Below are 24,670 nucleotides of genomic sequence, written 5' to 3'. Positions count from 1 at the left end.
GCGTCAGGTGGCGGCGATGATCTGGAGCTCCGGGTGGGCCGTGCCGCCCTCCAGCGCCGTCGACGAGATGTGCGAGGCGACCCGCTCGTCGACCGGGTCGTTCGCCGGGTCGTCGTGCACGACCAGGTGCTCGTACGTCGTCGCCCGCTGCGCGGGGACCCGGCCGGCCTTGCGGATCAGGTCGATGATCTCCAGGCGGTTCGAGCGGTGCTTGGCACCCGCCGAGGAGACCACGTTCTCCTCCAGCATGATCGAGCCGAGGTCGTCCGCGCCGTAGTGCAGCGACAGCTGGCCGACCTCCTTGCCGACGGTCAGCCAGGAGCCCTGGATGTGCGCGATGTTGTCCATGAAGAGCCGCGCGATGGCGATCATCCGCAGGTACTCGAAGATCGTCGCCTGGGTCCGGCCCTTGAGGTGGTTGTTCTCGGGCTGGTAGGTGTACGGGATGAAGGCCCGGAAGCCGCCCGTCCGGTCCTGCACGTCGCGGATCATCCGCAGGTGCTCGATGCGCTCGGCGTTCGTCTCGCCCGTGCCCATCAGCATCGTGGAGGTGGACTCCACGCCCAGGCCGTGCGCGATCTCCATGATCTCCAGCCACCGCTCGCCGCTCTCCTTGAGCGGGGCGATCGCCTTGCGCGGGCGGGCGGGCAGGAGTTCGGCGCCGGCACCGGCGAAGGAGTCGAGACCGGCCGCGTGGATCCGGGTGATCGCCTCCTCGACGGAGACCCCGCTGATCCGGGCCATGTGCTCGACCTCGGACGCGCCGAGGGAGTGGATGACGAGCTCCGGGAAGTCCTTCTTGATGGCGGAGAAGTGCTTCTCGTAGTACTCGACGCCGTAGTCCGGGTGGTGACCGCCCTGGAACATGATCTGGGTGCCGCCGAGCTCCACCGTCTCCGCGCAGCGGCGCAGGATGTCGTCGAGGTCGCGGGTCCAGCCCTTGGCGGTGTCCTTGGGCGGCGCGTAGAAGGCGCAGAACTTGCACGCCGTGACGCACACGTTCGTGTAGTTGATGTTCCGCTCGACGATGTACGTGGCGATGTGCTCGGTACCCGCGTAGCGACGGCGGCGCACGGCGTCGGCGGCCGCGCCCAGCGCGTGCAGCGGCGCCGAGCGGTAGAGGTCGAGCGCCTCCTCGGGGGTGATCCGGCCACCCTCTGCGGCGCGGTCGAGGACGGACTGAAGGTCGGCCTTCTCGGTCACCGGGTGAGTCCCTTTCGGAGGGGTTCTGGTCGGACCGAACCAGCCTACGCCAGCGGTTCTCAGGACTTTCGCAGGGTGCCCGTCGGCTTCCCGGCGGCCTCCTCCTCGGAACGGTAGGCGAGGGTGCCGTCCTCGCCGAGCGTGAGGGTGAGGGACGAGGTCCCGGTGGTGCACAGGCCGGCCGTGCCGGGCCGGTCGGGGTCGGTCCGTTCGGTGATCCGCAGCTCGGTCGCGGACGCGGAGGCCAGCTTCCCGATGCCGTGGCATCGCACGGTGGTGCCGAGGAGGGTGATCTCGTGCGTGGTGCGCACGACGTCCTCGCCGGTCCGGCCCGCGGCGACGACGGCGGTGAAGTCCCCGTGCGGCGAGCCGTTGCGTTCGGTGGTCGGGCCGGTCCAGGTCCCGACGAAGGCGGCGGGCACGCTGCCGCTCTCCGCCGAGGCGGAGGGCGCGGCCGTGGTCGGCGCGGTCGCGGCCGGCGGGCTCGACGTCCGCCCGCCGGAGTCGCCGGCGTTCGTGTCGTCACCGCCGCCGGGCATCAGGTCGAAGAGGAACCCGGCGCCCAGGGTGACGGCGGCCAGCGCCCCGGCGACGGCGAGGGCGACCGAGCAGCTGACCCGCCGTCCCGCGGCGACGGACAGGGTGAGGCTCCGGCCCGTGCCGCCCTCGGGCCGCCCGCCGGCGCCCGGGGCCCCGCCGGTTCCGGGGGCGGTCGGCCCGCCGGCCCGGGGCGGGGGGACCTCGCCCGGTCCGACCGGTTCGAAGGGCGGCCCGAAGGTCCCGACGGACGGCGAGCTGAAGGGCACCGGGCCGGACAGGCCCGCGTCCCGCGCGGCCGGTTCCAGTTCCAGGAGCCGTACGGCGGTCCTGCTGACCTCCTCCACGAGGGGGCCAGGCAGCCAGCCACCCCCGACCAGCGACGCGGCGCCGCCCGGAGCGAGGACGGCCGCGGCCCGTGCCGGGGACGGGCGGGCGGCCGGGTCCTTGGCCAGGCAGGCGCCGACCAGTGCGCGCAGCTCGCCGGTCAGCGCGCCCAGTTCGGGCTCCTCGTGGACGACCTTGTAGAGCAGGGCGGCCGAGGTGTCACCGGGGAAGGGCGGGGCGCCGGTGGCCGCGTAGACGAGGACCGCGCCGAGCGAGAACACGTCGCCGGCGCCGGTGGTGCCCGCGCCGAGGATCTGTTCGGGCGCCATGTAGCCGGGCGAGCCGACGGAGACGCCGGTCGCGGTGAGCGAGGCCGTGCCGTCGGTGGCGCGGGCGATGCCGAAGTCGATGAGCCGGGGCCCGTCGAGGGTCAGGATCAGGTTGGACGGCTTCACGTCGCGGTGCACGAGGCCGAGCGCGTGCACACCGGACAACGCCTCGGCGAGGCCCGCGCCGAGGGTCCGCACGGTGTGCTCGGGCAGCGGGCCGAGCGTCTCGACGGCCCGGGCCAGGGTCGGACCGGCGACGTAACCGCTGGCCACCCAGGGCACGGCGGCCTCGGTGTCGGCGTCCAGGACCGGCGCGGTCCACGCTCCGCCGACCCTGCGCGCGGCCTCGACCTCGCGCCGGAACCGCTCCCTGAACTGCTCGTCCAGCGCGAAGTGCGGGTGCACGACCTTCACGGCGACGGTCCGGCCGCCCGCGTTGCGGGCGAGGTAGACGCGCCCCATGCCGCCGGCGCCGAGTCTGCCGAGGAGACGGTAGGCCCCGATGGTCGTCGGTTCCCCTGCTTCGAGCGGCTGCATGGTTCCTCTTCTAGCAGCGTGGAGCTCCCGGTGGGCGGATTCGTGAGGATTCGCGGCCCCGCCGAGCCAACCGAAGGGGCGTCAGGCCCCTCCTCCTTGTCGTCGACCCCCTTGATACCCGTCGTGTCCGAAAGCACCCGGAGCCGCTCCATGAAACGCCTGCCCAGGATCCTCGCCGCCGCTCTCGCGCTCGGCTCCGTCGCCGCGCTGGTCACCGGCTGCTCCGAGGAGGAGGCCCCGCTGACGTTCGACACCCCGAGGGCCTCGTCCGGCAGCGCCGGGCGGGCCGGGGAGACCGGTGGGCGACGGCCCGTGCACGCCCGCGGGCCCGAGACCGTCTTCCCGACGGGCCCCCGGGCGAGCTTCACCACGGCCAACACCCTGGACGACGGCACCAAGGTGGGCGTGACCACCCTCCGGGGCGAGAAGTCCGGTTTCACGGGCAAGGTGTGGGTGTGGGCGCCCCAGCAGTATTTCGACCCGAAGTACGCGGAGAGCGGCTTCCCGGTCCTCGTCGCGCTGCCGGGAGGAAAGGGCTATCCGGTGAATTACTGGATGGGCGGGGACCTCAAACTCCAGCAGCGCATCAGCACGTGGTCGCGGGAGGGAAAGAGCCTGCCGTTCATCGTCGTGATGCCGGTTCTCAACCCGGACGCCAAGTTCTACTACGACGGCAGCGATATTCCGGGGCAGCCGCGAATGGGCACCTGGCTCGCCGAGGACGTGCCGGATTTCGTGCGGGCGAATTTCCGCACCTTCAAGTCCCGTGACGGCTGGGGGTTCATGGGGTCGTCCTCGGGTGCCTTCGTCGGACTCAAGTCCGTGCTCCAGCACCCGGACAAGTTCAAGGCCGTCATCGCCTCGGGGCCCGACACGGTCCCCGATTCACCGCTGTGGGCGGGGCACGAGACCGAACGCCAGGCGAACAACCCGGAGAAGCTCGCCCAGGCCCTCGGCGCGAAGCCGGACACCCGGGCGAACGAGACCTACCTCGCGTTCCAGATCGGGACCAAGGAGTCGGGGATGGCCCGGCTGAAGGCGTTCATGAAGAAGTACACCAAGGGCCCGGTGAAGTCCCGCCTCCAGGTGATCCAGGACGGCGGGCACGACGCCAGGAGCTACATGCGGGGCATGGACGAGGGCTCGATGGAGTGGATCAGCCGCCACATGCAGGGTCCGGTCGCCGCCCCGTAGGGGGTGTCCGGACGCCACCGGAGCGGCGGCCGGCCGCCGCCGGGCTACCGGTGGCCCAGCAGTTCGACCTGCACGTTCGCCGGGAAGCCGGTCGTCGGACCGGTCCGGCGGGCGAACTCCCGCACACCCGCGAGCTGCTCGGGCCCGAAGCGGAAATCGAGCGTCCGGAAGTACCGCTCCAGGAGCTCCGCGTCGAAGGACTCCCAGCGTGCGGCCTGCTCGGCGACCTTGGCGACCTCCACGAGCGACAGGTCGCGCGAGGCCAGGAACGCCTCGTGGACCTCGCGGACGGTCTCCGGCTGCTCCGCCAGATAGTCCTTGCGCGCCGCCCACACCGCGAAGACGAAGGGGAGCCCCGTCCAGTCCTTCCACATCAGCCCCAGGTCGTGGACCTGGAGGCCGAGCCGCGGGGCGTCGTGCAGCGAGGCCCGCAGGGCCGCGTCGCCGATCAGGACGGCGGCGTCCGCCTCCTGCATCATCAGCCCCAGGTCGGGCGGGCAGGTGTAGTAGTCCGGGCGGACGCCGTACTGCTCGGCCAGCAGCAGCTGGGCCAGCCGTACGGAGGTGCGGGAGGTCGAGCCGAGGGCCACCCGCGCCCCGTCCAGCCGGTCCAGCGGGCGCTGGGAGACGATCACGCAGGACATCACGGGGCCGTCGCAGCCCACCGCGATGTCCGGCAGGGCGACCAGGTCGTCCGCGTTCCGGAGATATTCGACGAGGGTGATGGGGCCGATATCGAGGTCGCCCCGGACCAGCCGCTCGCTGAGCTTCTCCGGGGTGTCCTTGGTCAGCTCCAGATCGAGAAGCGTTCCGGTACGGGCCAGGCCCCAGTAGAGGGGCAGACAGTTCAGGAACTGGATGTGCCCGACGCGGGGTCGGCTGCGCTGGTGGTCATCGGTTGCATTGTCCACATCGCGAGGCTAGACCCGTCTCGTACGGTGGACATCGCCGGGGCGCGCGTCAGCACGCCGTCGCACGTCAAACGTGCGGGTGACGTGATCTTTCCCTCTAGTGCGCCGCACACCCTGCGTGCTACGCTCATCGCAAGTTGCAGTTTGGTTTCCCTTGCAGTACAGAGCCTGCGGAGCATGTGACCCGCAGGCTTTTGTAGTTTTCAGACTTCTTTGCAGGTTCTGGAGCAGGGCAACCCTTTGGCCCAAGGAGGGCTTATGGCTACCGGAACCGTCAAGTGGTTCAACGCTGAAAAGGGCTTCGGCTTCATCGCCCAGGACGGCGGCGGCCCGGATGTCTTCGTCCACTACTCCGCGATCAACGCGTCCGGGTTCCGCTCCCTCGAGGAGAACCAGGTCGTGAACTTCGACGTCACGCAGGGTCCGAAGGGCCCGCAGGCGGAGAACGTCACCCCGGCCTAAGTTGCCCGGGTCGGCGATCGCGCACGGCTAGAGAAGTACCCAAGGAGCCCCGCTCCGTGTCTTCGGGCACGAGCGGGGCTCCTGCCTTCGCGGCAGACGGATCCCGTGTCAGCAGTTCGGGATCACGGTGCCGTTGTTGTCGCGGGCCTCGTCGTTGCCCCAGCGGGAGAGGTAGTACGCGGAGACGTACGCGCCCCGGCCGTTCTTGCCGGCGTGGACGGTGTCCAGGTCGGTCCGCAGCCACCAGTGGTTGTAGTTGCCGGAGGCGTCCCTGATCTCCTGGCCCCAGACCTTGCAGTAGACGTAGTTCGTGCCCGCGTTCAGCACGCCCTGGGCGTCGGCCGTGTTCGCCTGGGCGTAGCCGGTGGCGTTGGCGAAGGTGTCGACCCAGTACGTGCCGCCGCCGCCCGAGCAGCCGTTGTCGCTGGTCAGGTGCTTGGATCCGTACGAGCCCGGATAGGGCGCGAGGGAGACCCCGTTGATCGCGATCGGCTGGCCCACGCCGTTGTAGAGCTGCTCGTAGTGGATGTGGGCGCCGGAGCTGTTGCCGGTGGAGCCGGTCGTGCCGACCTGCCCGCCCTGGTTCACCCAGGCCCCGTTCGCGACCGAGTAGGCGCTGAGGTGGAAGTAGTACGTCTTCCAGCCGCCGCCGTGGTCGATCACGATGTAGTTGCCCGCGCCGCTGGGCTGCGAGTGGCGGGTGGCCGTGCCGGACGCCGAGGCGAGGACCGGGGTGCCCGCGGTCGTCCCGCCGTCGGACCTGACGAAGTCGAGCGCCTGACGCACCTCGGCGGAGTGGTGGCTGTAGGTCCACTTCTGGCCGCAGGGGAAGGGCGCCTTGAAGACGGGGGCCGCGTGGGCCGTCCCGGCGGTGAGGGCGGTGAGCAGTCCGGCCAGCAGGGTGAGCAGGGTGCCGGCCAGGGTGATCCGTAAGGTGCGAGGGGAACGCATCCGTCCTCCGGGTGTGGGGGGCCTCCGCGGGGCCCGTGGGTGGGGCCGTGCGTGTGCGGTCGTGGGGGTGCGTGCGGGTGCGCGGACGACAGCGTGCCGGAAGATCACGTTTCGCAGTAGACCCTCGTCTCCCCCTTTTCACGGGGGCCCCTGCCGTCTCCCCCGTTCCGGGGGCGGACTCGTAGTCTGGAGTCATGACCGAACGCAAACCGCCCGGCGTCAGCTTCGAGTCATTCGTGGACAAGCAGATCCGCGAGGCCGCCGAACGCGGTGAGTTCTCGCGCTTGTCCGGCTTCGGCAAGCCGCTCGACGACGACCGGGCCCCCTATGACGAGCTGTGGTGGATCAAGGGCAAGATGCACCGCGAGGGCGCGTCCGTCCTGCCGCCGTCGCTGACTCTGCGCAAGGAGGCCGAGGACGCCGTCGAGGCGGTCGGCCGGGCGGTCTCCGAGAGCCAGGTGCGGCGGATCCTCGGCGAGATCAACACCAAGATCGCCGAGGCGCTGCGCCGGCCGCCCGCGGGCCCGCCGCTGAACCTCACGCCGTTCGACGTCGAGACGGTGGTCCGGGAGTGGCGGGCGGGCCGGCCGGACGCCCCCTAGGGCCTGTCTTCAAAGTCCCGCCTGGCTCGCGGCGCCCGGTACCGCGCCTCGCTGCGTTGTCGAAGCGTCCGAGTACGTCCAGTACGCGGACGCTCCTCCGCCTTGCGATGCACGGCACCGGACACCGCGAGCCCGACCGGCGCTACTTTGAAGACAGGCCCTAGGGGGGTGGCGGCCGGGCTCCCGGCCTGATCGACAGGAAACCCCCAGGTCCGTCACCCCGGTTCCGGCGCTTCGAAGCGGCCCCGGGCGAGCGCCGCACGGGTCGCCCGGGGGCGGTGAGATGTCCGCGCGCCGCCGTGGGCGGCACGACCGGACGGGTGAATCTCGCCCGTCCGGCTGCCCCGTCGACCATGCGGGCCGCGGCGCCTCGGGGAGCCTGACGGGACCGAACGGAGCCCGACCCGACCCGCGAGGAGCCCCGCCCCATGAAGAGCGCCGACCTGCTGCTCGACGCGTTCGACCGCGTCCGGGACGCCGTGCACGGGGCCGTCCAGGGCCTGTCCGAGGACGAGCTGACCGCGCGGATCGACGACGAGGCGAACTCGATCGCCTGGCTGGTCTGGCACCTCACCCGCATCCAGGACGACCACGTCGCCGGCGCGTTCGGCACGGAGCAGGTGTGGACCGAGCAGGACTGGATCTCCCGCTTCGGCCTCGGCTTCCCGAAGGGTGCCACCGGCTACGGGCACTCCAGCGCGCAGGTCGCCGCCGTCCGGGCCCCGGCGGACCTGCTCCTCGGCTACTACGACGCGGTGCACGCCCGCTCCCTGGAGCAGCTGGGGGGCCTCACGAACAGCGACCTCGACCGGGTGGTGGACGAGGCGTGGGATCCGCCGGTGACGCTCGGCGTCCGGCTGGTGAGCGTGATCGCGGAGGACAACCAGCACGCGGGCCAGGCGGCCTACGTCCGCGGCGTGCTGGAACGCCGCTAGGTGGTGTCTTGCCGGGCGCGGTCTCACGGCAAGGGGACCGTCGCCCAGACGGTCTTGCCCACGCAACGGCTCCTGACGCCCCACGCGGTGGCCAGGGCCGCGACGAGCAGCAGGCCGTAGCCGCCCTCGTCGGGACACCCCGCCGGCTGAGGTTCGCGTTCGGCGCGGGCGTCGCTGACCTCGATCCGGACGTGGTCGCGGGCCGGCACGAGCCGCAGCTCGAAGTCGCGGCCGGGGACCCGGCCGTGCCGGACCGCGTTCGAGGCGAACTCGGCGACGACCAGCTCGACCGTGTCGGTGGTGGCGGCGGCCACGCCCCAGTCGCGGAGCTGCTGCGCGGCGAGCAGCCGGGCGAGCCGGGCACCCCGGCGGGTGGCCGACAGGCGCTGCACGAACACGTCGGCGGACACGCCGCCGAACTCACCGTTCGGGGTGACGATTTCGGACTTCATGCCCCTGAGCCTGGTGCGCCCGCTCTACGCTGACCAGCAGCGACGCCACGACGCTGAGTAACTGTACGGGTACGCCAAGAGGGCGGTACGGATGTCGGGGAACCAGGGGGAGCGGCCGGAGCGGCCGTCCGAGATCGACGGTACGGCGCACCTGTTCAGTGCGCTCGGAAAGATCATCAAGGTGCTGCGGAGGAACGCCGCCCTGAGCCAGGCGGAACTGGCCGAGGCCACGCACTGCAGCGAGGACCTGGTCTCGTCGGTGGAACGCGGGGTGCGGACCCCGCAACCCGACTTCCTGCTGCGCGCGGACCGCGCACTGGCGGCCGGCGGGGTGCTGGCGGCGGCCGTGGAGGACGTCCGGGAGGCCCTGGCGCGGGCGCGGACACGTCACCCGGACTGGTTCCGCGACTTCGCGAAGGCGGAGGCGGAGGCGGTGGCTCTGCACTACTACGCCGCGCAGGCAGTGCCGGGCCTGCTCCAGACCCCCTCATACGCGCGGGCGGTGTTCCGGGAACGTCGCCCCCTGTACGACGAAGAAACAGTCGAGAAGCGGGTGGCGGATCGGTTGGCTCGCCAGACCGTGTTCGACAAGTGGCCCGCGACCACCTTCAGTTTCGTCCTGGAGATGGCCGTCCTGAACCGCCCGATGGGTGGCCACGAAGCCTTCCGGGAGCAGCTGAGGCACCTCCGCGAGATCGCCGGCCTCCGCACCGTCCACCTCCAGTTGATGCCGCAGGACCGCACCGAACACCCGGGCCTGGAGGGCTCGTTCACCCTGCTCACCCCGAAGGGCCGGCGCGAGGTCGCGTACACCGAGATCTATGGCCACTCCCGGCTCATCACCGACCCGGAGGAGGTCCGTCAGTACACCGAGCGCTATGGGATCATCCGGGCGCAGGCACTCACGCCTCACGAGTCCCTGACTGCCATCGAGAAGATGCTGGGAGAGCTATGAGCACCGAGGAACCGACCTGGTTCAAGAGCAGCTACAGCGGGGGCGAAGGCGGCGAGTGCGTCGAAGTCGCCTACACCTGGCGCAAGTCCAGCTACAGCGATTCCGAAGGCGGCAACTGCGTCGAGGTCGCCGCCCACCCCGCCGCCGTCCACGTCCGGGACTCCAAGGTGCCCGGCGGCCCCCTGGTCTCCGTCGCGCCCTCCTCCTGGGCGGCCTTCGCCGCGTACGCCGCCGTAGCATCCGGGCGTGACCAGTAGAAGGTTCGTTCTCTTCGACGTCGACGGCACCCTCATGGACGCCGTCGCCAACCAGCGCCGCGTCTGGCACGCCTGGGCGGCTCATCACGGGCTCGACGGGGACGAGGTGTACGCCGTCGCGCTCCGGACACGGCCGGTCGAGACCTTCGCGGCCGTCGCGCCGGGGCAGGACCCGGACGCCTGCCTCGCCCTCCTGCACTCCCTGGAGGACGAGGACGTGCGCTCGGGCACGTACGCGGCCTTCGACGGCGCCGCCGCCCTCCTGCGCGCCCTGCCCGCCGACCGCTGGGCGCTCGTCACGTCCAACTACGAGCACCGGGTCCGGGGGCGCTTCGAGCGGACCGGGCTGCCGCTGCCGTCGCTGATCGTCGACGCGGCGTCGGTGGGCGAGGGGAAGCCGTCGCCCGCCCCGTACCTGCTGGCGGCGGGGAAGCTGGGGGCCGAGCCGTCGGACTGCCTCGTCGTCGAGGACGCGCCGTCCGGGGTCCGTTCGGGGCTCGACGCCGGGATGACCGTATGGACGGTCAACACCCCCGCACCGGCCGCGGGTTCCCATCGGCACTTCGCCTCCCTGGCAGCCGCGGCCGACGACGTCCTGGCGTTCGCCGGACCCGCCTGAGCCGGTCCGCGGACCTCGCCGATCACCCCGACTGCGGCCGCCTCCTTGACTATCGTCGAAGGAGGCCCGCGCGGGGCGGGGGAACGGGGACGGCACATGACCGAGGAACGGCGGCACGCCGTGCTGTCGTTGGGCATTCCCCTGGTACGGACCGAGGACGGATCCTCCCCGCGCCTGGGTCTCGATCTGCTCGAACAGGCCCCCTGGCACTCCGAGAGCGTCACGACGGTACTGCGGGACTTCCGCTACGCCCTGCTGCCGGGGACGGACGGGGATCCCGTCGACCACCTGGGCCGGGTGGACTCCGCGGTGGTCAGCCCGGACGTCGACGTGCTGATCGTGCACATCGTCGGGCACGGCGAACTCGCCGAGGAGCGCAGCGAGAAGCTCTACGTCCTCGACGGCGCGGGCAGGCGCCTGGCCCGGCCGGTGGCCTCGTGGATCGAGCTGATCGAGGACCATCCGGACGACCACCGGCCGATGACGCTGTTCATCCTCGACGTCTGCTACGCGGGCGAACCGGCCGTACGGGCCTGGCACGGCCGGATGAACGTGGCCAGGCGCCGGGCCTGGGTGCTGGCCGCGACCGGGCCGAAGGACACCGCGTTCGGCTACCGCCTGAGCCGGGCCGTGGTCCGGGTCCTGGAGAAGTACCGGAACCGCGAGGTGCGCTTCGACCCCTCGGTGCGGTACATCCCGCCGAGCACGGTCTACCAGGAGATCGACCGCACGGTGAACGACCTGATCGCGGAGGTGCCGGGGAGCCTGCCGCAGTCGATCATCACCAGCCTGGTGCCCGCCCACGTGGACCTGTCGCAGCTCCCGTTCTTCCCGAACCCCGCCTACGGCGAGACCCCCGCCGACGGTCTGCCCGGCGACCTGCCCCCGGAGATCGCCCGGCTCACCGACTGGGCCTGGGACCCCGAGCACTTCATGCGGCGCGGCGGCGGGGGCGAGCCGGTGGGCCGCGACTGGAGCGAGGGGTACTTCTCCGGGCGCGAGAAGGAGCTGGGCGAGCTGTCGGCCTGGCTCGACGACGCCGAGGCCGGGCCGCCGGTGCGAACGGTCACGGGCAAGCCGGGGTCGGGGAAGTCGGCCCTGCTCGGCGTCCTGGTGTGCGCCGCCCACCCCCTGCTGCGCCGGCACACCCGGCGTCTGTGGCACCGGCTGGACGGCCCGGTGCCGGGCGAGAACGAACGGCTGGCCGTGGTGCACGCGCGGCGTCTCGGGCTCGACCAGATCACCGCCGCTCTCGCCCGTCAGCTCCGCCCGGACTCCCCCGCCGCCGCGTCCGGCGGCGCCGCGAACCCGGCCGACCACCTGTACGGGCTGCTGCCCGACGACGGCGCCCCGGTCACCGTCGTCGTCGACGCGCTCGACGAGGCCGACCGGCCCGAGGACATCGTCGCCGCCCTGCTGCTGCCGCTGGCCCAGCGTGCCCGGGAACCGGGCAGCAGGCTTCGGCTGCTGGTCTCCACCCGCGAGGACGGCCGTTTCCGTTCGCTGCTCGCCCTGGCCCGCGACGGCGGCGGGTGCACCGACCTCAGCGCCGCCTCCCCCGACACCGTCCGCCAGGGCGTCGCCGCTTACGTGGAGCGGCTGCTGCGGGACGACGGCCCGTACGCCCGGGGCAGCCGCAGCGCCGCCCGCACCGCGCTGGCGGACGCCGTCGCCGAGCGGCTGGTGGGCCGCGGGGACGAGCTGCAGTGGGGCGAGTTCCTGGCCGCCGGACTGTACGTGCACTACCTGCTCGCGGCCGAGGAGCCGTGCGACACCCCGGAGGAGGCGGCGGCGCTGGGCGGGCGGGTGCCGCTCGGGCTGCCCGAGCTCCTCGAACTCGACCTGATGCGCCACTCCGACGAGCCGCATCTGCGTCCGGTGCTGACCGCTCTGGCGTTCGCCCAGGGCCGTGGCATGCCCGAGCGTGTCCTGGCGCACGCCGCCTCGGCCTTCACCGAGGATCCCGGCGGGGAGCCGCTGCCGCTGCCCCAGCTGTACGAGGTGCTGGACCGCAAGGCGCGCTTCTATCTGCGGCGCGAGGTGGACGACGACGGCACGACCCTCTACCGCCTCTTCCACGAGGGCCTCGCCCAGTGGCTCCAGGCCAACGCCCCGGGGCCGGCCGACGGCACCCGCGCCGGCGGGGCCGGCCCCGCCCCGGCCCCCCGCTCCGAGACCCCCCACGTCCAGGAAGGCACCCCGTGACCGCCGCCCTCTACACCCGGCTCCTGGAGTCGGTCCCCCGCGACGGGGCGGGCCGCAGGCTCTGGCATCTGGCGGCCCCCTACCTCTGGCGGCACACCGCCCAGCACGCGCTCGCCGCCGGGCGGCTCGACGACCTCGTGCGGGACAGCGAGTTCCTGCTGCACGCCGACCCGCACGCGCTCGCCGACGCGCTGCGGAACGTGGAGTCCGAGCAGGCCCGGCACACGGCGGCGGTCTACCGCGCGTCCTGGGGACTGCACCACGGCATGCCGCCCGCGGAGCGCCGGCAGCTCCTGGCCCTCGACGCGGCCCGGTTCCGGGACACGCGCATGCAGGCGGACCTGCCGGGCGACGCGGACTGGCGCGTGCGGTGGGCGACCGGGCACCAGGTGACCAGGGAACTCGTCCGCACGCTCGTCGGGCACGCCGCGGCCGTCACCGCGGTGGCGGTGACGTCGGTGGAGGGGCGGATGCACGCGGTCACCGGGAGCGCGGACCGGACGGCCCGGGTGTGGGATCTGACCACCGGACGCCAGGTCGGCACGCTCGACGGCCACGACGGGGAGGTGGGCGGGCTCGCGGTGGCCCTGATCGAGGGTCGCCCGCACGCCCTCACGGTCGACCAGGGCAGCACGGTCCGGGTGTGGGACCTGGTCACCGGACGCAAGGTGGCCGAACTGATCGGCCACACGCGCGCGGTGACCGCCGTGCTGGTGACGGAGCTGGACGGCCGCCCGCACGCCGTGACCGGGGGCAAGGACCGCGAGGTGCGGGTGTGGGACCTGGCCACCGGGCGGTTGAGGAGGCTGGTGGGCCGGCACGCCAAGATGGTCATCTCGCTGGCCGTCGCGGAGCTCTTCGGGCGCCCGCACGTCGTCGTCAGCGACCGGTCCGGGACGGTCTCGGTGTGGGACCTGACGAGCGCCCGGCGGGTCCGGGAACTGACCGGCCACCGCGACTGGGTGGTGTCCGTGGCGACGGAGGTGGTGGCCGACCGCCCCCAGGTCCTGACCACGGACACGACGGGCACGGTCCGCGTCTACGACCTGGCCACCGGGGCGCGGCTGGGGGAACTGACCGGGCACACCAAGGCGGTCGACGTGGTGACCGGGGCGACGCTGGACGGCCGGGCGCACGCGCTCACCGGGGACCGTTCGGGCGCGGTGCGGGTGTGGGACCTGGTGACCCGCCGGCAGCGGCGGGTGCTGATCGGCCACACCAAGGCGGTCATGTGGGTCACGGTGGCGGTGCTGGACGGCCGGCCGCACGCCGTCACGGGCAGCCACGACCACACCGTGCGGGTGTGGGACCTGACCGCCCGGCACGAGACCAGCGCGCTGAAGGGGCGGACGGACCGGGTCGACGCCGTCGCGTTCGCGGACGTGGACGGCTCGGCGTACGCGATCACCGGCGAGCGGGCCGGGGCGGTCCGCGTCTGGGACGTGGCCGGCGGCCGGCAGGTGCGCGAACTGAGCGGGCACGGCAGCGCGATCCAGACCATCGGGACCGCGGTCGTGCACGGGCGTCCGCACGCGCTGGCCATCGGCACCCACCGCTCGGTCCGGATGTGGGACCTGACGACCGGGCGGCGGACCCGGTCGCTGGTGGGCCACGAGAGCGCGGTGGTGGCGCTGGCCGTGACGGAGCTGGACGGCCGGCCGCACGCCGTGACCGGCAGCCACGACCGCACGGTCCGGGTCTGGGACCTGGACACGGCGGCCGAGGTGGGCCGGATGACGGGCCACGGGGGCTCGGTCACCGCCCTCGCGGTGGCGCGGGTGCAGGGGGTCCCGTGCGTCGTCACGGGGACCAGCCAGGGCGCTCTGAAGGTGTGGGACCTGACGACCGGGGAGCGGACGCGGTCGCTGGTCGGCGGCCACAGCGCGGTGATCGCGGCCGTGGCCGGCGAGGTGGACGGCCGCCCGCACGCGCTCACCAGCCATCGAGCCGGGCGGGTCCACCTCTGGGACCTGACGACCGGCCGGCAGGCCGGGACGCTGATCGACGGCGAACTGACCGTCCACGCGGTGGCGATGGGAACGGTCGACGGCCGTCCCTGCGCCGTCACGGCCGGCCTCGACCGGACGGTGCGGCTGTGGGACCTGGGAACGCGGACGTGCGTCTCGGCGTTCCACCTTCCGGACGAGGCGCGGGCCGCGACCGTGGGCTCCGACTCGACCGTGCTCCTCGGCGTCGGCCACGAGGTCGTCGCCCTCAGTCTCGAACCCCTGGCACGGAGGCTTCGTTGACCGGTTCCCCCCCTCTTTCGATCGTGGCCGTCCACGGCGTCGGCAACAGCTTCGGCGCCGACGTGGGCGGCGAGCTGCTCGAGGACCTGCGGGGCCGCCGGGCCGCCGTGTGGGCCGAGGAGATCGCCAAGGGCCTGGGCGTGGGCCCCGGCCGGCTCGACCTGGACTTCGCGTACTACGCCGACCGGCTGGCCGCCGGCCGGCCGGTGGCGCAGGGCGACGACGACGAGCTGCTGGACGACCCGCTGGCCCGCCGGATGCTGGAGGAGTGGGCGCGGGAGCTGGGCGTCGCCGACGAGGTGTCCCAGGGGCACGCGGGGATCCCGGTGCGGGCGCTGTCGTCGTGGGTGGCGCGGAAGTTCGACCTGGCCGAGGGCCCGCTGCGGATCTTCATCCGGCTGTTGTTCCGGGAGGTGGCGACCTACCTGCGGGCCGACGACGCGCCGGAGCGGCTGGCGGCCCGTGAGGAGGTGGCCGCGCGGATCGCGGCGCACCGGCCGCGGGTGGTGATCGCCCACTCGCTCGGCTCGGTCGTCGCCTACGAGGCGCTGCACGCCCATCCGGAACTGCGGCCCGAGCTCTTCCTCACGCTCGGCTCACCGCTCGCGATGCCGCGGGCGGTCTTCGACCGGCTCGTCCCGCGCCCGGAGTACCGGGGCACGCGCCCGGCGGGCGCCACCCGCTGGGTCAACATCGCGGACCCGGGCGACCCGGTGGCCGTGCCGCCGGGTCTGAGCGGGTACTTCGAGGGGATCGCCGTGGACCACACCTCGGTCGTCGGCTTCCACTTCGACCTGCACAACGCGGTGAACTACCTGCGGTCGGCGACGACGGCCGCGACCCTGGCGCCGTACCTGGGCGTGTAGGCGCGGACGGGCCCTCCGGGGCGGCCCCGGGTCCGGGGCCCCGGTCCGGTCGGCCGTGTCCTGCCGGTCGGGCACCGGCTCCGGGCCGGACCCGTTCAGTCGGGCCGGCCGCCCGGGGCGGTGAAGACGGGGATCACGGTGTCCTCCCGGGCGCGGAAGGCCACCTCCAGGTCCATGCCGATCCGCAGGTCGGCCTCCGCCACCCCGACCACCTCGGTCATCATCCGGGGGCCCTCGGCGAGGTCGACCACCGCGGCGACGTAGGGCACCCGTTCGCCGAAGGGCGGGAGGTCGTTGCGGTGGACGACGGACCAGGTGTAGAGCGTGGCACGGCCGCCGGCCGGCTCCCAGGCGACGTCCTCGCTCCAGCAGTGCGGGCAGAACTCGCGCGGGTAGTGGTGGGCGCGTCCGCACCCGGCGCAGCGCCGCAGGAGCAGCCGGCCCTCGGCCGCCGCGTCCCAGTAGGGCCGGGTGAAGGCGTCGACGTCGGGAAGGTCGAAGCGCGGGCTCATCCGAAGAGTCCGATCGCGTGGTCGAGGGACCAGGTCTGCCAGGACAGCGCGAAGAGGGCGACCAGCGAGATGAGCGCCATCATCGCGTTCTGCCCCTGCTCGGCCCAGTCGTGGATCATCAGGACGAGGTAGAGGAGATTGAGCAGCAGGCCGCCGACGAGGGCGATCGGGGTGAGGAAGCCGGCCACCAGGCCGAGTCCGAGGGCGAGTTCGGCGTACACGACGATGTACGCCATGAGCCGGGGCCGAGGGGCGACGACCTTCTCGAAGCCGGTCCGCACCGCGCCCCAGCGGTGCTCGGCCGCCACGCCGGCGGCCCAGGCGATGCCGGTGCCTCGCTCGAACCAGCCCTTCCTGTCCTTGTGGCGCCAGCTCTCCAGCCACCACAGGCCGAGGCCGATGCGGAGGACGGCGAGCCATTCGGCGCCGGTGAGCCAGACGGTCTGCATCTGTCGGTACCTGCCCCTCCCGAACGGATCTGACGATACGTCAGTTCAGCGGATGGCACCCCGATCCCGCAAGAGGTCGGCAGGCGTGACCGATTCGCAACCAATTCCCCTCTTGACCGAGACCCAACAAGTGAGCATGTCATTACGCTCAGCATTCATGGCCCATACCCCCCAAGACCGCCCCGACCATCCCGTTTACGTCATCGGCGGCGGACCCGGCGGACTCGCCGTCGCCGCCGCCCTGCGTGAGCAGGGCGTCCGGGCGGTCGTCCTGGAGAAGTCCGACGCCGTCGGCGCCTCGTGGCGCGCGCACTACGACCGGCTGCGCCTGCACACCACCCGCCGGCTCTCCGGACTGCCCGGACTGCCGATGCCCCGCTCCTTCGGGCGCTGGGTCGCCCGCGCGGACGTGGTGCGCTACCTGGAGAAGTACGCCGAGGTCCACGAACTGGAGATCGTGACCGGCGTCGAGGTCTCCCGGGTCGAGCGCGCCGGGGACGACTGGACCCTGCACGCGACCGGCGGACGCCGGCTGACCGGGCGGGCGGTGGTCGTGGCCACCGGCTACAACCACACCCCGCGGCTGCCCGAGTGGCCGGGACTCGACACGTACGACCGCGAACTGGTGCACGCGAGCGCCTACCGCAACCCCGCCCCGTACGCCGGCCGCGACGTGCTCGTCGTCGGCGCCGGCAACACCGGGGCCGAGATCGCCGCCGACCTCGCCGAAGGCGGCGCCGCCCGTGTGCGGCTCGCGGTGCGCACGGTCCCGCACATCGTGCGGCGGTCCACGGCCGGCTGGCCCGCCCAGCGCACGGGCATCCTGGTCCGCAGACTGCCGGTGCGCCTGGTGGACCGGATGGGCGCGCTGATGGCCAGGGCCGCCGTGCCGGACCTGTCCGAGCACGGGCTCCCGCGACCGGACACCGGGCTGTACTCGCGCGTGCGCGAGGGGGCGGTCCCGGTGCAGGACGTGGGCCTGATCGACGCGGTGCGGGCCGGCACGGTGGAGGTGGTCGGCGCGGTCGAGTCCTTCGACGGCGACAAGGTCGTCCTCGCCGACGGGACGCGGATCACGCCCGACGCGGTGATCGCCGCGACCGGCTACCGGCGGGCGCTGGAACCGCTCGTGGGCCACCTCGGCGTGCTCGACGAGCGCGGCCGGCCGGCGACCCGGGGGGCGCGGACGCCGGAGGGGGCGCCCGGGCTCTACTTCACCGGATTCACCAACCCGATCAGCGGGATGTTCCGCGAGCTCGCGCTCGACGCGGAGAGGATCGCGCGCCGGATCGCCAAGGCGACCCGCTAGCCGGGGCGGACGGGCCGGGGGGCGAGGGGGGCCGGGGGCGAGGGGAAGACAAGCGGGGGGAAGACGGGGCGGGGGCTTCGGGGGCGCGGGGCGAGCGGCCGGGGGTCGCGACGCGCCCCGGCACGGCGGACCCGACCGGACCCCCGGGAACCCGGGGAGGGTACCCGAAGGGACCGTTCCTGCACGGGTGTTCCTGACTGAGCGTCAGTTCTGTAATCTGACTACACGTCAGTTATGGACGAGGGACTCGGGACTGGGACGGGCGGACCGATGCTTGGATCGACTCACGGCACCTTCACCACCGATCTCCGCGCCCGCGTGGTGGCCTGCGGAGAGCACCCCGGACAGGCCGGGACCACCGTCCACGGGAGAACCGCCGCCGAGGGCGACCACGACGTCAGCGGCCGGCCGCTGCACGCCCCCGTCCCCGACCTCGACCGCTTCTTCCGGCCGCGTTCGGTCGCCGTCGTCGGCGCCTCCGACGGCGAGGGGCGGCCCAACACCGGCATCACCCGGCAGCTCGTGGCCTGGGCCGAGCGCGTCGGCGCGGAGCTGGTGCCCGTCCACCCGACCCGTACGGAGGTCTTCGGGATCCCCTGCGTGCCGTCCGTCGGAGCGCTGTCCGCGGCCCGCGCCGAACCCGTCGACCTCGCCGTGCTGCTCGTCGCCGACCCGCTGCCCGTGGTCGAGGAACTCGCCGACGCCAAGGTGCGGTTCGCGGTCGCCTTCGCCTCCGGCTTCGCCGAGACCGGCCGGGAGGGCGCCGCCGCCCAGGAGCGCCTCGCCGACGCCGTCCGGCGCTCCGGCATCCGGCTCCTGGGACCCAATACGAACCTCAACGCCTTCGAGCGCTTCCGGGACGACCTGGACGGGCCCGCGATCGCGCTCATCACGCAGTCGGGCCACCAGGGCCGCCCCGTCCACACCCTGCAGGAGCTGGGCGTACGGCTCTCCCACTGGGCCCCGACCGGCAACGAGGCCGACCTGGAGACCGCCGACTTCATCTCGTACTTCGCCGGACGGCCGGAGGTCGGCGCCATCGCCTGCTACGTGGAGGGCCTCAAGGACGGCCGCTCCTTCCTGCTGGCAGCCGACCGCGCCGCCCGCGAGGGGGTGCCGGTCGTCACGGTGAAGGTCGGGCGCACCGAGACCGGGGCGCGGATGGCCGCCTCCCACACCGGCAAGCTGACCGGCGCGGACCAGGTCGTCGACGCCGCCATGCGCCAGTTCGGCGTGATCCGGGTCGACGGGCTCGACGAACTCCAGGACACCGCGGCGCTGCTGGCGCGCGCCCGCAAGCCGGTGGCCGAGGGCGTCGTCGTCTACTCGATCTCCGGCGGCACCGGCGCCCACTTCTCCGACCTGGCGACCGCCGCGGGCCTGACCCTGCCCACGCTCTCCGAGGCCAAGCAGGCCGAGCTGCACACGTGGATCCCGTCCTACCTCGGCGTGGCGAACCCGGTGGACAACGGCGGGCACCCGGTCGGCGACTGGCGCGGACGGAAGATCATCGACGCGATCCTCGCCGACCCCTCCGTCGGGGTCCTCATCTGTCCCATCACCGGCCCCTTCCCGCCGATGAGCGACCGGCTGGCACAGGACCTGGTGGACGCGGCCGAGGCCACCGACAAGCTGGTGTGCGTCGTGTGGGGGTCGCCGGTGGGGACCGAGGCCGCCTACCGCGAGACCCTGCTCGGCTCCTCGCGCGTCGCGACCTTCCGGACCTTCTCCAACTGCATCGGGGCCGTGAAGTCCTACCTCGACCACCACCGCTTCTCCGCCGGCTACCGCTCACCCTTCGACGAGGCCCCGCGCACGCCGTCGCCGTCCTTCCGCAAGGCCCGGGCCCTGATGCTGCCCGGCCGGCAGCTCAGCGAGCACTCCGCGAAGCAGCTCCTGCGGGCGTACGGGATCAGGGTGCCGCGCGAGCAGCTGGTGACCAGCGCCGCCGCGGCCGTGCGGGCGGCCGGCCTGGTCGGCTATCCGGTGGTGATGAAGGCGTCGGGCACCCAGCTCGCCCACAAGACCGAACTGGGCCTGGTCAAGGTGGGGCTGACCTCGGCGAGCCAGGTGCGCGACGCCTACCGGGAGCTCACCGACATCGCCCGCTACGAAGGCGTCGAGCTCGACGGCGTCCTGGTCTGCCAGATGGTCGGCCGCGGCGTCGAGATGGTGGTCGGAGTGACCCGGGACCCGCTCTTCGGGCCGACGGTCACCGTGGGCCTCGGCGGCGTCCTGGTCGAGGTGCTGAACGACGCGGCCGTGCGCGTGCCGCCGTTCGGCGAGCACGAGGCGCGGGCCATGCTCGGGGAACTGCGCGGCCGGGCCCTGCTGGAGGGCGTGCGAGGGGCGCCGCCGGCGGACGTCGACGCACTGGTGGAGGTCGTGCTGCGGGTGCAGCGGATGGCCCTCGAACTCGACGGCGACCTCGCCGAACTGGACATCAACCCGTTGATGGTGCTGCCGCGCGGACAGGGCGCGGTCGCCCTGGACGCGCTCGCGGTCTGCCGATAGGAGCCCCGTGGACGACGTACTGCACACCGTCGGGAACGGCGTCGCGTGGATCACCCTGAACCGTCCCGAGGCGATGAACGCCGTCACCTGGGACCAGCGCGAGCAGATCATCGGGCTGCTCTCCGACGCCTCCGCCGACCCGGACGTGCGGGCGGTGGTGCTGACCGCGACCGGCCGGGGCTTCTGCGCGGGCGCGGACCTGCGCGGGTCTCCCCCGGCGGGCGGGGCGGGCACCGCGTCCGGGGAACGCGTCCCCGGCGACGTGGCACGGACCATCCGGCGCGGGGCGCAGCGCTTCATCGGAGCCGTACTGGACTGCGAGAAGCCGGTCGTCGCGGCCGTGAACGGCACGGCGGCGGGGATCGGGGCGCATCTGGCCTTCGCCTGCGACCTGGTGCTCGCGGCCGAGTCGGCGCGCTTCATCGAGGTGTTCGTCCGGCGCGGCCTGGTGCCGGACGGGGGCGGGGCCTACCTGCTGCCCCGGCTGATCGGCCCGCAGCGCGCCAAGGAGCTGATGTTCTTCGGCGACGCGCTGGACGCGGCCGACGCGCGGACCATGGGCCTGGTGAACCGGGTCGTCCCCGACGGCGAGCTGGAGAAGACGGCCCGCGCCTGGGCCGAACGCCTGGCGCAGGGCCCGACCCGGGCGATCGCCCTGACCAAGCAGCTGGTGAACGGCTCGCTGGAGGCCGACCGCGCGAACGCGTTCGCGGCGGAGGCGGCGGCGCAGGAGATCAACATGACGACCCGGGACGCGAACGAGGGCGTCGCGAGCTTCGCCGAACGGCGCACCCCGCGCTACGAGGGCCGCTGAGGCACGGCACGGCGACGGAACCGGCGCACGAGGGTTCCTATCTGACGCTGCGTCAGTTTCAATGGACGATGTGATGGGACACGCTGGGATGGCGGCCACCGCCGTCCGATACCTCAGGTCCGCCGGGGCGCCCACGGCCGTGGAGCCCCGCTCCGGCATCCGCCCCCGGCCGCTGCTGCGGGCGGTACGGGACGACGAACGGCTGCCCGTCGACCCGGCCGAGTTCCGGCGCGTGCTGGGCCACTTCGCGAGCGGCGTCACGGTGGTGACCGCGCGGGACGAGGAAGGACCGGCCGGCTTCGCCTGCCAGTCCTTCGCCTCGCTGTCCCTCGACCCGCCGCTGATCGCCTTCATGGTCGCCCGCACCTCGACCACCTGGCCCCGCATCGCCCGGGCCGGCGCCTTCTGCGTCAACGTCCTGGGCGCGGACCAGGGCCCGTTGTGCCTGGGTTTCGCGAAGAGCGGCGCGGACAAGTTCGCGGGGGTGACCCACACCCCGGCCCCGGTGACCGGCTCGCCCCGCCTGGCCGGCGCCCCGGCCTGGATCGACTGCACGATCGCCACGGTCCACACCGGCGGCGACCACCTGATCGTGGTGGGCCGGGTCGAGGCCCTCGACGGCGCCGCCGAGGGCGACCCCCTCGTCTTCCACCGCGGCCGCTTCGGCCGCCTCGCGACCTGAGCCCCGCCCGGGGGCACTACACCCGGACCGCCGGCACCGTCACCGGCTGCGGCCGGCGGCGGATCACCAGGGCCATCAGGGCGGCGGCCGCGCACAGGGCGCCCGAGGCGTACCAGACGACGTCGTACGAGCCGAAGACGTCCCGGGCCACGCCGCCCGCGAAGGCGACCACCGCCGCGCCCACCTGGTGGGAGGCGAGCACCCAGCCGAAGACGATCGCGCTGTCGTCGCCGTAGTGCTCGCGGCACAGGGCGATCGTCGGCGGGACCGTGGCCACCCAGTCCAGACCGTAGAAGACGATGAAGAAGATCATCGGCGGGTGGATCGAGGGGGCCAGCAGCATCGGCAGGAAGAGCAGGGACACGCCCCGCAGCGCGTAGTAGACCGCGAGCAGCCGCCGCGCCTCGAAGCGGTCCGTGAACCAGCCCGAGGCGATCGTGCCCACCACGTCGAAGACACCGATCACGGCGAGGAGCGAGGCCGCCGCGGTGATGGGCATGCCGTGGTCGTGGGCGGCGGGCACGAAGTGGGTCTGGACGAGGCCGTTGGTCGAGGCGCCGCAGATCGCGAAGGTGCCGGCGAGCAGCCAGAACGGGCCGGTGCGGGCCGCCTTGACGAGGACGGTGACGGTCCGGCGCGCCGCCCCCGTCACCGGCGCGGGCTTCTCGGCGTACACGCCGCCGTAGGGGGCCTGTCCCACGTCCGCGGGGTGGTCGCGCAGCAGGAGCCAGACGAAGGGGACGACCGCGAGGGCGGCGAGCGAGACGGTCACGGAGGCCGGACGCCAGCGGTGTTCCTCGACCAGCCAGGAGAGCAGCGGCAGGAAGATCAGCTGGCCCGAGGCGCTCGCGGCCGTGAGGATGCCGGTGACCAGGCCCCGGCGCTCGGTGAACCAGCGGTTGGTGACCGTCGCCGCGAACGCCAGCGCCATCGAGCCGCTGCCGAGGCCGACGAGCAGCCCCCAGTACAGGATGAGCTGCCAGCTCGACGTCATGAAGACGGTGAGGCCCGAACCGGCGGCGATGACCGTGAGGGCCGTCGCGACGACCTTGCGGATGCCGAAGCGGTCCATCAGGGCCGCGGCGAAGGGCGCCGTCAGGCCGTACAGCGCGAGGTTGACCGAGACCGCGAGACCGATCGTGCCCCGGGACCAGCCGAACTCGCCGTGGAGCGGGTCGATGAGCAGGCCCGGGAGGGAACGGAACGCGGCCGCGCCGATGATCGTGACGAAGGCGACGGCCGCGACGAACCAGGCGCGGTGGATTCGGGGTCCGGGGGGCGGGGAGGGCGCGGGAGCCTCGGCGGAAGTCTCGGTTGTCTGGGTCACGTCACACAGCATCGTGGGGCCCCGCCGCCCGAGCCACTGGCCCGACCGACAGCTTTCGCAAGAATCGGGCCACCCCTTCGGGCCTCGCTCCCGGCCCCGCCCGGCCCCTCCCCCTCCGCCCCCGCGGGCGGCGCCTCACTGCACCCGCGGCAGGGTCCTGATCGGCCGCACCACCAGCAGCGCCACCACCACCAGCACCGCGATCCCCGCCCCGGTCAGCAGCACCGTCTCGGTGCCCACCGCCTCCGCCACCGGGCCGGCGAGCGTCCGGCCCGCCGCCATCATCAGCAGGGATCCGGCCACGTCGTAGGCGTGCATCCGGTTCAGCGCGTCCTGCGGCACGTGCGTCTGGACCGAGGTCGACCACATCACCAGCCAGAAGGCGAAGGCCGCGCCGCCGACGAACTGACCGGCGCCGAGCAGCACCACGGACGCCCCGGAGCCGAGCAGGACGAGGTTGACCGGCAGGCCGAGCAGCGCCACGGCGCCCGACGCCAGCGGCCGGCGCGGGCGCAGCCGCAGGGCGAGCAGACCACCGGCCGCACTGCCCGCGCCGTTGACCGCCATCAGGACGCCGTACGCGGCCGAGCCGTGGTCGCCGGTGACCAGGGTCGCGGTCAGCGGGACCATCGGGCCGGCGACCGTCAGGCCGTACACCGTCCAGATCGCGATGACCCCCCACAGCCAGCTCCGCGCCCGGAACTCCCGCCAGCCGACCGCCAGCTCGGCCCGCAGCGAGCCGCGTGCGGCCGTGTCGCCGGGGGCTGCGGGGAGACGCATGAGGGTGAGGCAGAGCGCGCTGACCGCGAAGGTCGCGCCGTTGGCGCCGAAGGCGGCCCCGGCGCCCAGGAGCGCGACGAGCAGACCGGCGACGGCCGGCCCCGCCATCGTCATCAGGGACTCGACGACCCGCAGGACGGCGTTGGCGCGCTGCACGTCCGGGGCGATGCGCGGGATCGTGGACGCGACCCCGGGCTGGAAGAGGGCGGCGCACACCCCGCTGACGGCGCTGAGCGCGTACACGGACCACAGCGGAGGGCCGCCCAGCGCGAAGGAGACCGCGAGGACGGCGGCTCCGGGCAGTCGCAGCACGTCCGCCGTGATCATCATGCGACGGGCGGTGAAGCGGTCGGCGAGGACGCCGCCGAAGACCACGAACAGCGCGAAGGGGCCGATCCAGGCACCCAGCGCGTAGCCGACGGAGGAACCGGAGTGACCGGCGCCGAGCAGACCGGCGGCGAGGGCGACCGGGACCATGCCCTCACCGAAGACGGCGGCGGACCGGGCGACGAAGAACAGCCGGAAGTTGCGGCTCCAGAGCGTCGGGGGCGCGGCGGGGACGACATCCGGTCCGGGGGGCGCCTCGGCGGGCACCGCGTCGGGAATGACCGCGTCGGCCTCAGACTTGTACGTGTACTTGTCCGTCACGGACCCGAGATGTATCAACAAATGGTCTGGACCACCAAGGGGTT

23 protein-coding genes are annotated in these 24,670 nt (G+C 73.3%); 14 read left to right on the top strand and 9 right to left on the bottom strand.

All coding sequences use genetic code 11. The features are described 5' to 3' along the window. Positions 1–3 precede the first annotated feature (3 nt). Positions 4–1,203 carry a cyclic dehypoxanthinyl futalosine synthase gene (gene mqnC, locus ACGFZF_RS30955; RefSeq protein ID WP_147976067.1) on the bottom strand — a complete coding sequence of 400 codons (1,200 nt, stop codon included), beginning with the start codon at positions 1,201–1,203 and terminating at the stop codon, positions 4–6. A gap of 59 nt (positions 1,204–1,262) precedes the next feature. Beyond that, positions 1,263–2,933 carry a serine/threonine-protein kinase gene (locus ACGFZF_RS30950; protein WP_393559554.1) on the bottom strand — a complete coding sequence of 557 codons (1,671 nt, stop codon included), beginning with the start codon at positions 2,931–2,933 and terminating at the stop codon, positions 1,263–1,265. Between the two features lie 150 nt (positions 2,934–3,083). On the opposite strand from ACGFZF_RS30950, the gene ACGFZF_RS30945 reads away from it, so the two are divergent. Further along, entirely contained in the window at positions 3,084–4,127 is a 1,044-nt protein-coding gene (locus tag ACGFZF_RS30945; protein WP_393559552.1) for an alpha/beta hydrolase, read from the top strand. 44 nt (positions 4,128–4,171) lie between these two features. Here ACGFZF_RS30945 and ACGFZF_RS30940 read toward each other — a convergent pair whose 3' ends face one another. Next, positions 4,172–5,038 (bottom strand): menaquinone biosynthesis protein, encoded by an 867-nt coding sequence (locus ACGFZF_RS30940; protein ID WP_356599836.1) that lies wholly within the window; start codon positions 5,036–5,038, stop codon positions 4,172–4,174. A gap of 258 nt (positions 5,039–5,296) precedes the next feature. Between ACGFZF_RS30940 and ACGFZF_RS30935 the strand changes: the two genes are divergently transcribed. Further along, positions 5,297–5,500 carry a cold-shock protein gene (locus ACGFZF_RS30935; RefSeq protein WP_003967102.1) on the top strand — a complete coding sequence of 68 codons (204 nt, stop codon included), beginning with the start codon at positions 5,297–5,299 and terminating at the stop codon, positions 5,498–5,500. A 108-nt stretch (positions 5,501–5,608) separates the two neighbouring features. Here ACGFZF_RS30935 and ACGFZF_RS30930 read toward each other — a convergent pair whose 3' ends face one another. Further along, positions 5,609–6,451 (bottom strand): M23 family metallopeptidase, encoded by an 843-nt coding sequence (locus tag ACGFZF_RS30930; RefSeq protein ID WP_393559548.1) that lies wholly within the window; start codon positions 6,449–6,451, stop codon positions 5,609–5,611. A 194-nt stretch (positions 6,452–6,645) separates the two neighbouring features. Here ACGFZF_RS30930 and ACGFZF_RS30925 point away from each other — a divergent pair, with 194 nt between their 5' ends. After that, entirely contained in the window at positions 6,646–7,053 is a 408-nt protein-coding gene (locus ACGFZF_RS30925; protein ID WP_393559546.1) for a DUF1992 domain-containing protein, read from the top strand. A gap of 428 nt (positions 7,054–7,481) precedes the next feature. Continuing rightward, positions 7,482–7,988: a DUF664 domain-containing protein gene (locus ACGFZF_RS30920; RefSeq protein WP_393559544.1), complete on the top strand. Its 507-nt coding sequence runs from the start codon at positions 7,482–7,484 to the stop codon at positions 7,986–7,988. A 23-nt stretch (positions 7,989–8,011) separates the two neighbouring features. Here ACGFZF_RS30920 and ACGFZF_RS30915 read toward each other — a convergent pair whose 3' ends face one another. After that, complete coding sequence (locus ACGFZF_RS30915) at positions 8,012–8,440, bottom strand: ATP-binding protein (protein WP_393559542.1); 429 nt, start codon at positions 8,438–8,440, stop codon at positions 8,012–8,014. 91 nt (positions 8,441–8,531) lie between these two features. Between ACGFZF_RS30915 and ACGFZF_RS30910 the strand changes: the two genes are divergently transcribed. From ACGFZF_RS30910 to ACGFZF_RS30885, 6 genes are all read left to right on the top strand, one after another. Then, positions 8,532–9,395: a Scr1 family TA system antitoxin-like transcriptional regulator gene (locus ACGFZF_RS30910; RefSeq protein ID WP_393559540.1), complete on the top strand. Its 864-nt coding sequence runs from the start codon at positions 8,532–8,534 to the stop codon at positions 9,393–9,395. Then, positions 9,392–9,652: a DUF397 domain-containing protein gene (locus tag ACGFZF_RS30905; RefSeq protein WP_393559538.1), complete on the top strand. Its 261-nt coding sequence runs from the start codon at positions 9,392–9,394 to the stop codon at positions 9,650–9,652. Before ACGFZF_RS30910 ends, ACGFZF_RS30905 begins: the two co-directional genes overlap by 4 nt. Continuing rightward, complete coding sequence (locus tag ACGFZF_RS30900) at positions 9,642–10,271, top strand: HAD-IA family hydrolase (RefSeq protein WP_393559536.1); 630 nt, start codon at positions 9,642–9,644, stop codon at positions 10,269–10,271. The genes ACGFZF_RS30905 and ACGFZF_RS30900 overlap by 11 nt, the downstream gene beginning before the upstream one ends. 96 nt (positions 10,272–10,367) lie before the next feature. Next, the gene (locus ACGFZF_RS30895) at positions 10,368–12,476 is read left to right on the top strand and encodes a hypothetical protein (RefSeq protein WP_393559534.1); all 2,109 of its coding nucleotides are present in this window, start codon (positions 10,368–10,370) and stop codon (positions 12,474–12,476) included. Next, on the top strand, positions 12,473–14,725 hold the full coding sequence (locus ACGFZF_RS30890; RefSeq protein WP_393559532.1) for a WD40 repeat domain-containing protein: 2,253 nt from the start codon (positions 12,473–12,475) through the stop codon (positions 14,723–14,725). The genes ACGFZF_RS30895 and ACGFZF_RS30890 overlap by 4 nt, the downstream gene beginning before the upstream one ends. Next, positions 14,722–15,591, top strand: a complete 870-nt coding sequence (locus ACGFZF_RS30885; protein ID WP_393559530.1) for a hypothetical protein — start codon at positions 14,722–14,724, stop codon at positions 15,589–15,591. Before ACGFZF_RS30890 ends, ACGFZF_RS30885 begins: the two co-directional genes overlap by 4 nt. A gap of 95 nt (positions 15,592–15,686) precedes the next feature. On the opposite strand, the gene ACGFZF_RS30880 is transcribed toward ACGFZF_RS30885, so the two are convergent. After that, positions 15,687–16,103 (bottom strand): Zn-ribbon domain-containing OB-fold protein, encoded by a 417-nt coding sequence (locus tag ACGFZF_RS30880; protein WP_393559528.1) that lies wholly within the window; start codon positions 16,101–16,103, stop codon positions 15,687–15,689. Next, entirely contained in the window at positions 16,100–16,552 is a 453-nt protein-coding gene (locus ACGFZF_RS30875) for a DoxX family protein (protein WP_393559526.1), read from the bottom strand. The genes ACGFZF_RS30880 and ACGFZF_RS30875 overlap by 4 nt, the downstream gene beginning before the upstream one ends. Positions 16,553–16,709: 157 nt before the next feature. On the opposite strand from ACGFZF_RS30875, the gene ACGFZF_RS30870 reads away from it, so the two are divergent. The 4 genes from ACGFZF_RS30870 (at position 16,710) to ACGFZF_RS30855 (ending at position 21,871) form a co-directional block, all read left to right on the top strand. Continuing rightward, positions 16,710–17,861, top strand: a complete 1,152-nt coding sequence (locus tag ACGFZF_RS30870; protein WP_393559524.1) for a flavin-containing monooxygenase — start codon at positions 16,710–16,712, stop codon at positions 17,859–17,861. A gap of 270 nt (positions 17,862–18,131) precedes the next feature. Then, complete coding sequence (locus ACGFZF_RS30865) at positions 18,132–20,375, top strand: acetate--CoA ligase family protein (protein ID WP_393559522.1); 2,244 nt, start codon at positions 18,132–18,134, stop codon at positions 20,373–20,375. 73 nt (positions 20,376–20,448) lie between these two features. Further along, complete coding sequence (locus tag ACGFZF_RS30860; protein ID WP_393559780.1) at positions 20,449–21,189, top strand: enoyl-CoA hydratase/isomerase family protein; 741 nt, start codon at positions 20,449–20,451, stop codon at positions 21,187–21,189. Positions 21,190–21,277: 88 nt separating this feature from the next. Then, positions 21,278–21,871, top strand: coding sequence for a flavin reductase family protein (locus ACGFZF_RS30855; RefSeq protein WP_393559778.1), 594 nt, complete (start codon positions 21,278–21,280; stop codon positions 21,869–21,871). A 16-nt stretch (positions 21,872–21,887) separates the two neighbouring features. Here ACGFZF_RS30855 and ACGFZF_RS30850 read toward each other — a convergent pair whose 3' ends face one another. After that, positions 21,888–23,210 (bottom strand): MFS transporter, encoded by a 1,323-nt coding sequence (locus ACGFZF_RS30850; protein WP_393559520.1) that lies wholly within the window; start codon positions 23,208–23,210, stop codon positions 21,888–21,890. 123 nt (positions 23,211–23,333) lie between these two features. Beyond that, a complete protein-coding gene (locus ACGFZF_RS30845) occupies positions 23,334–24,626 on the bottom strand; it encodes an MFS transporter (protein ID WP_393559518.1) in 1,293 nt (430 codons plus the stop codon). Between the last annotated feature and the right edge of the window lie 44 nt (positions 24,627–24,670).

Origin of the sequence: Streptomyces sp. NPDC048338, assembly GCF_043201055.1 — a bacterium.
In the GTDB taxonomy this organism is placed as follows: domain Bacteria; phylum Actinomycetota; class Actinomycetes; order Streptomycetales; family Streptomycetaceae; genus Streptomyces.
This window is presented reverse-complemented; position numbering and strand designations above follow the sequence as displayed.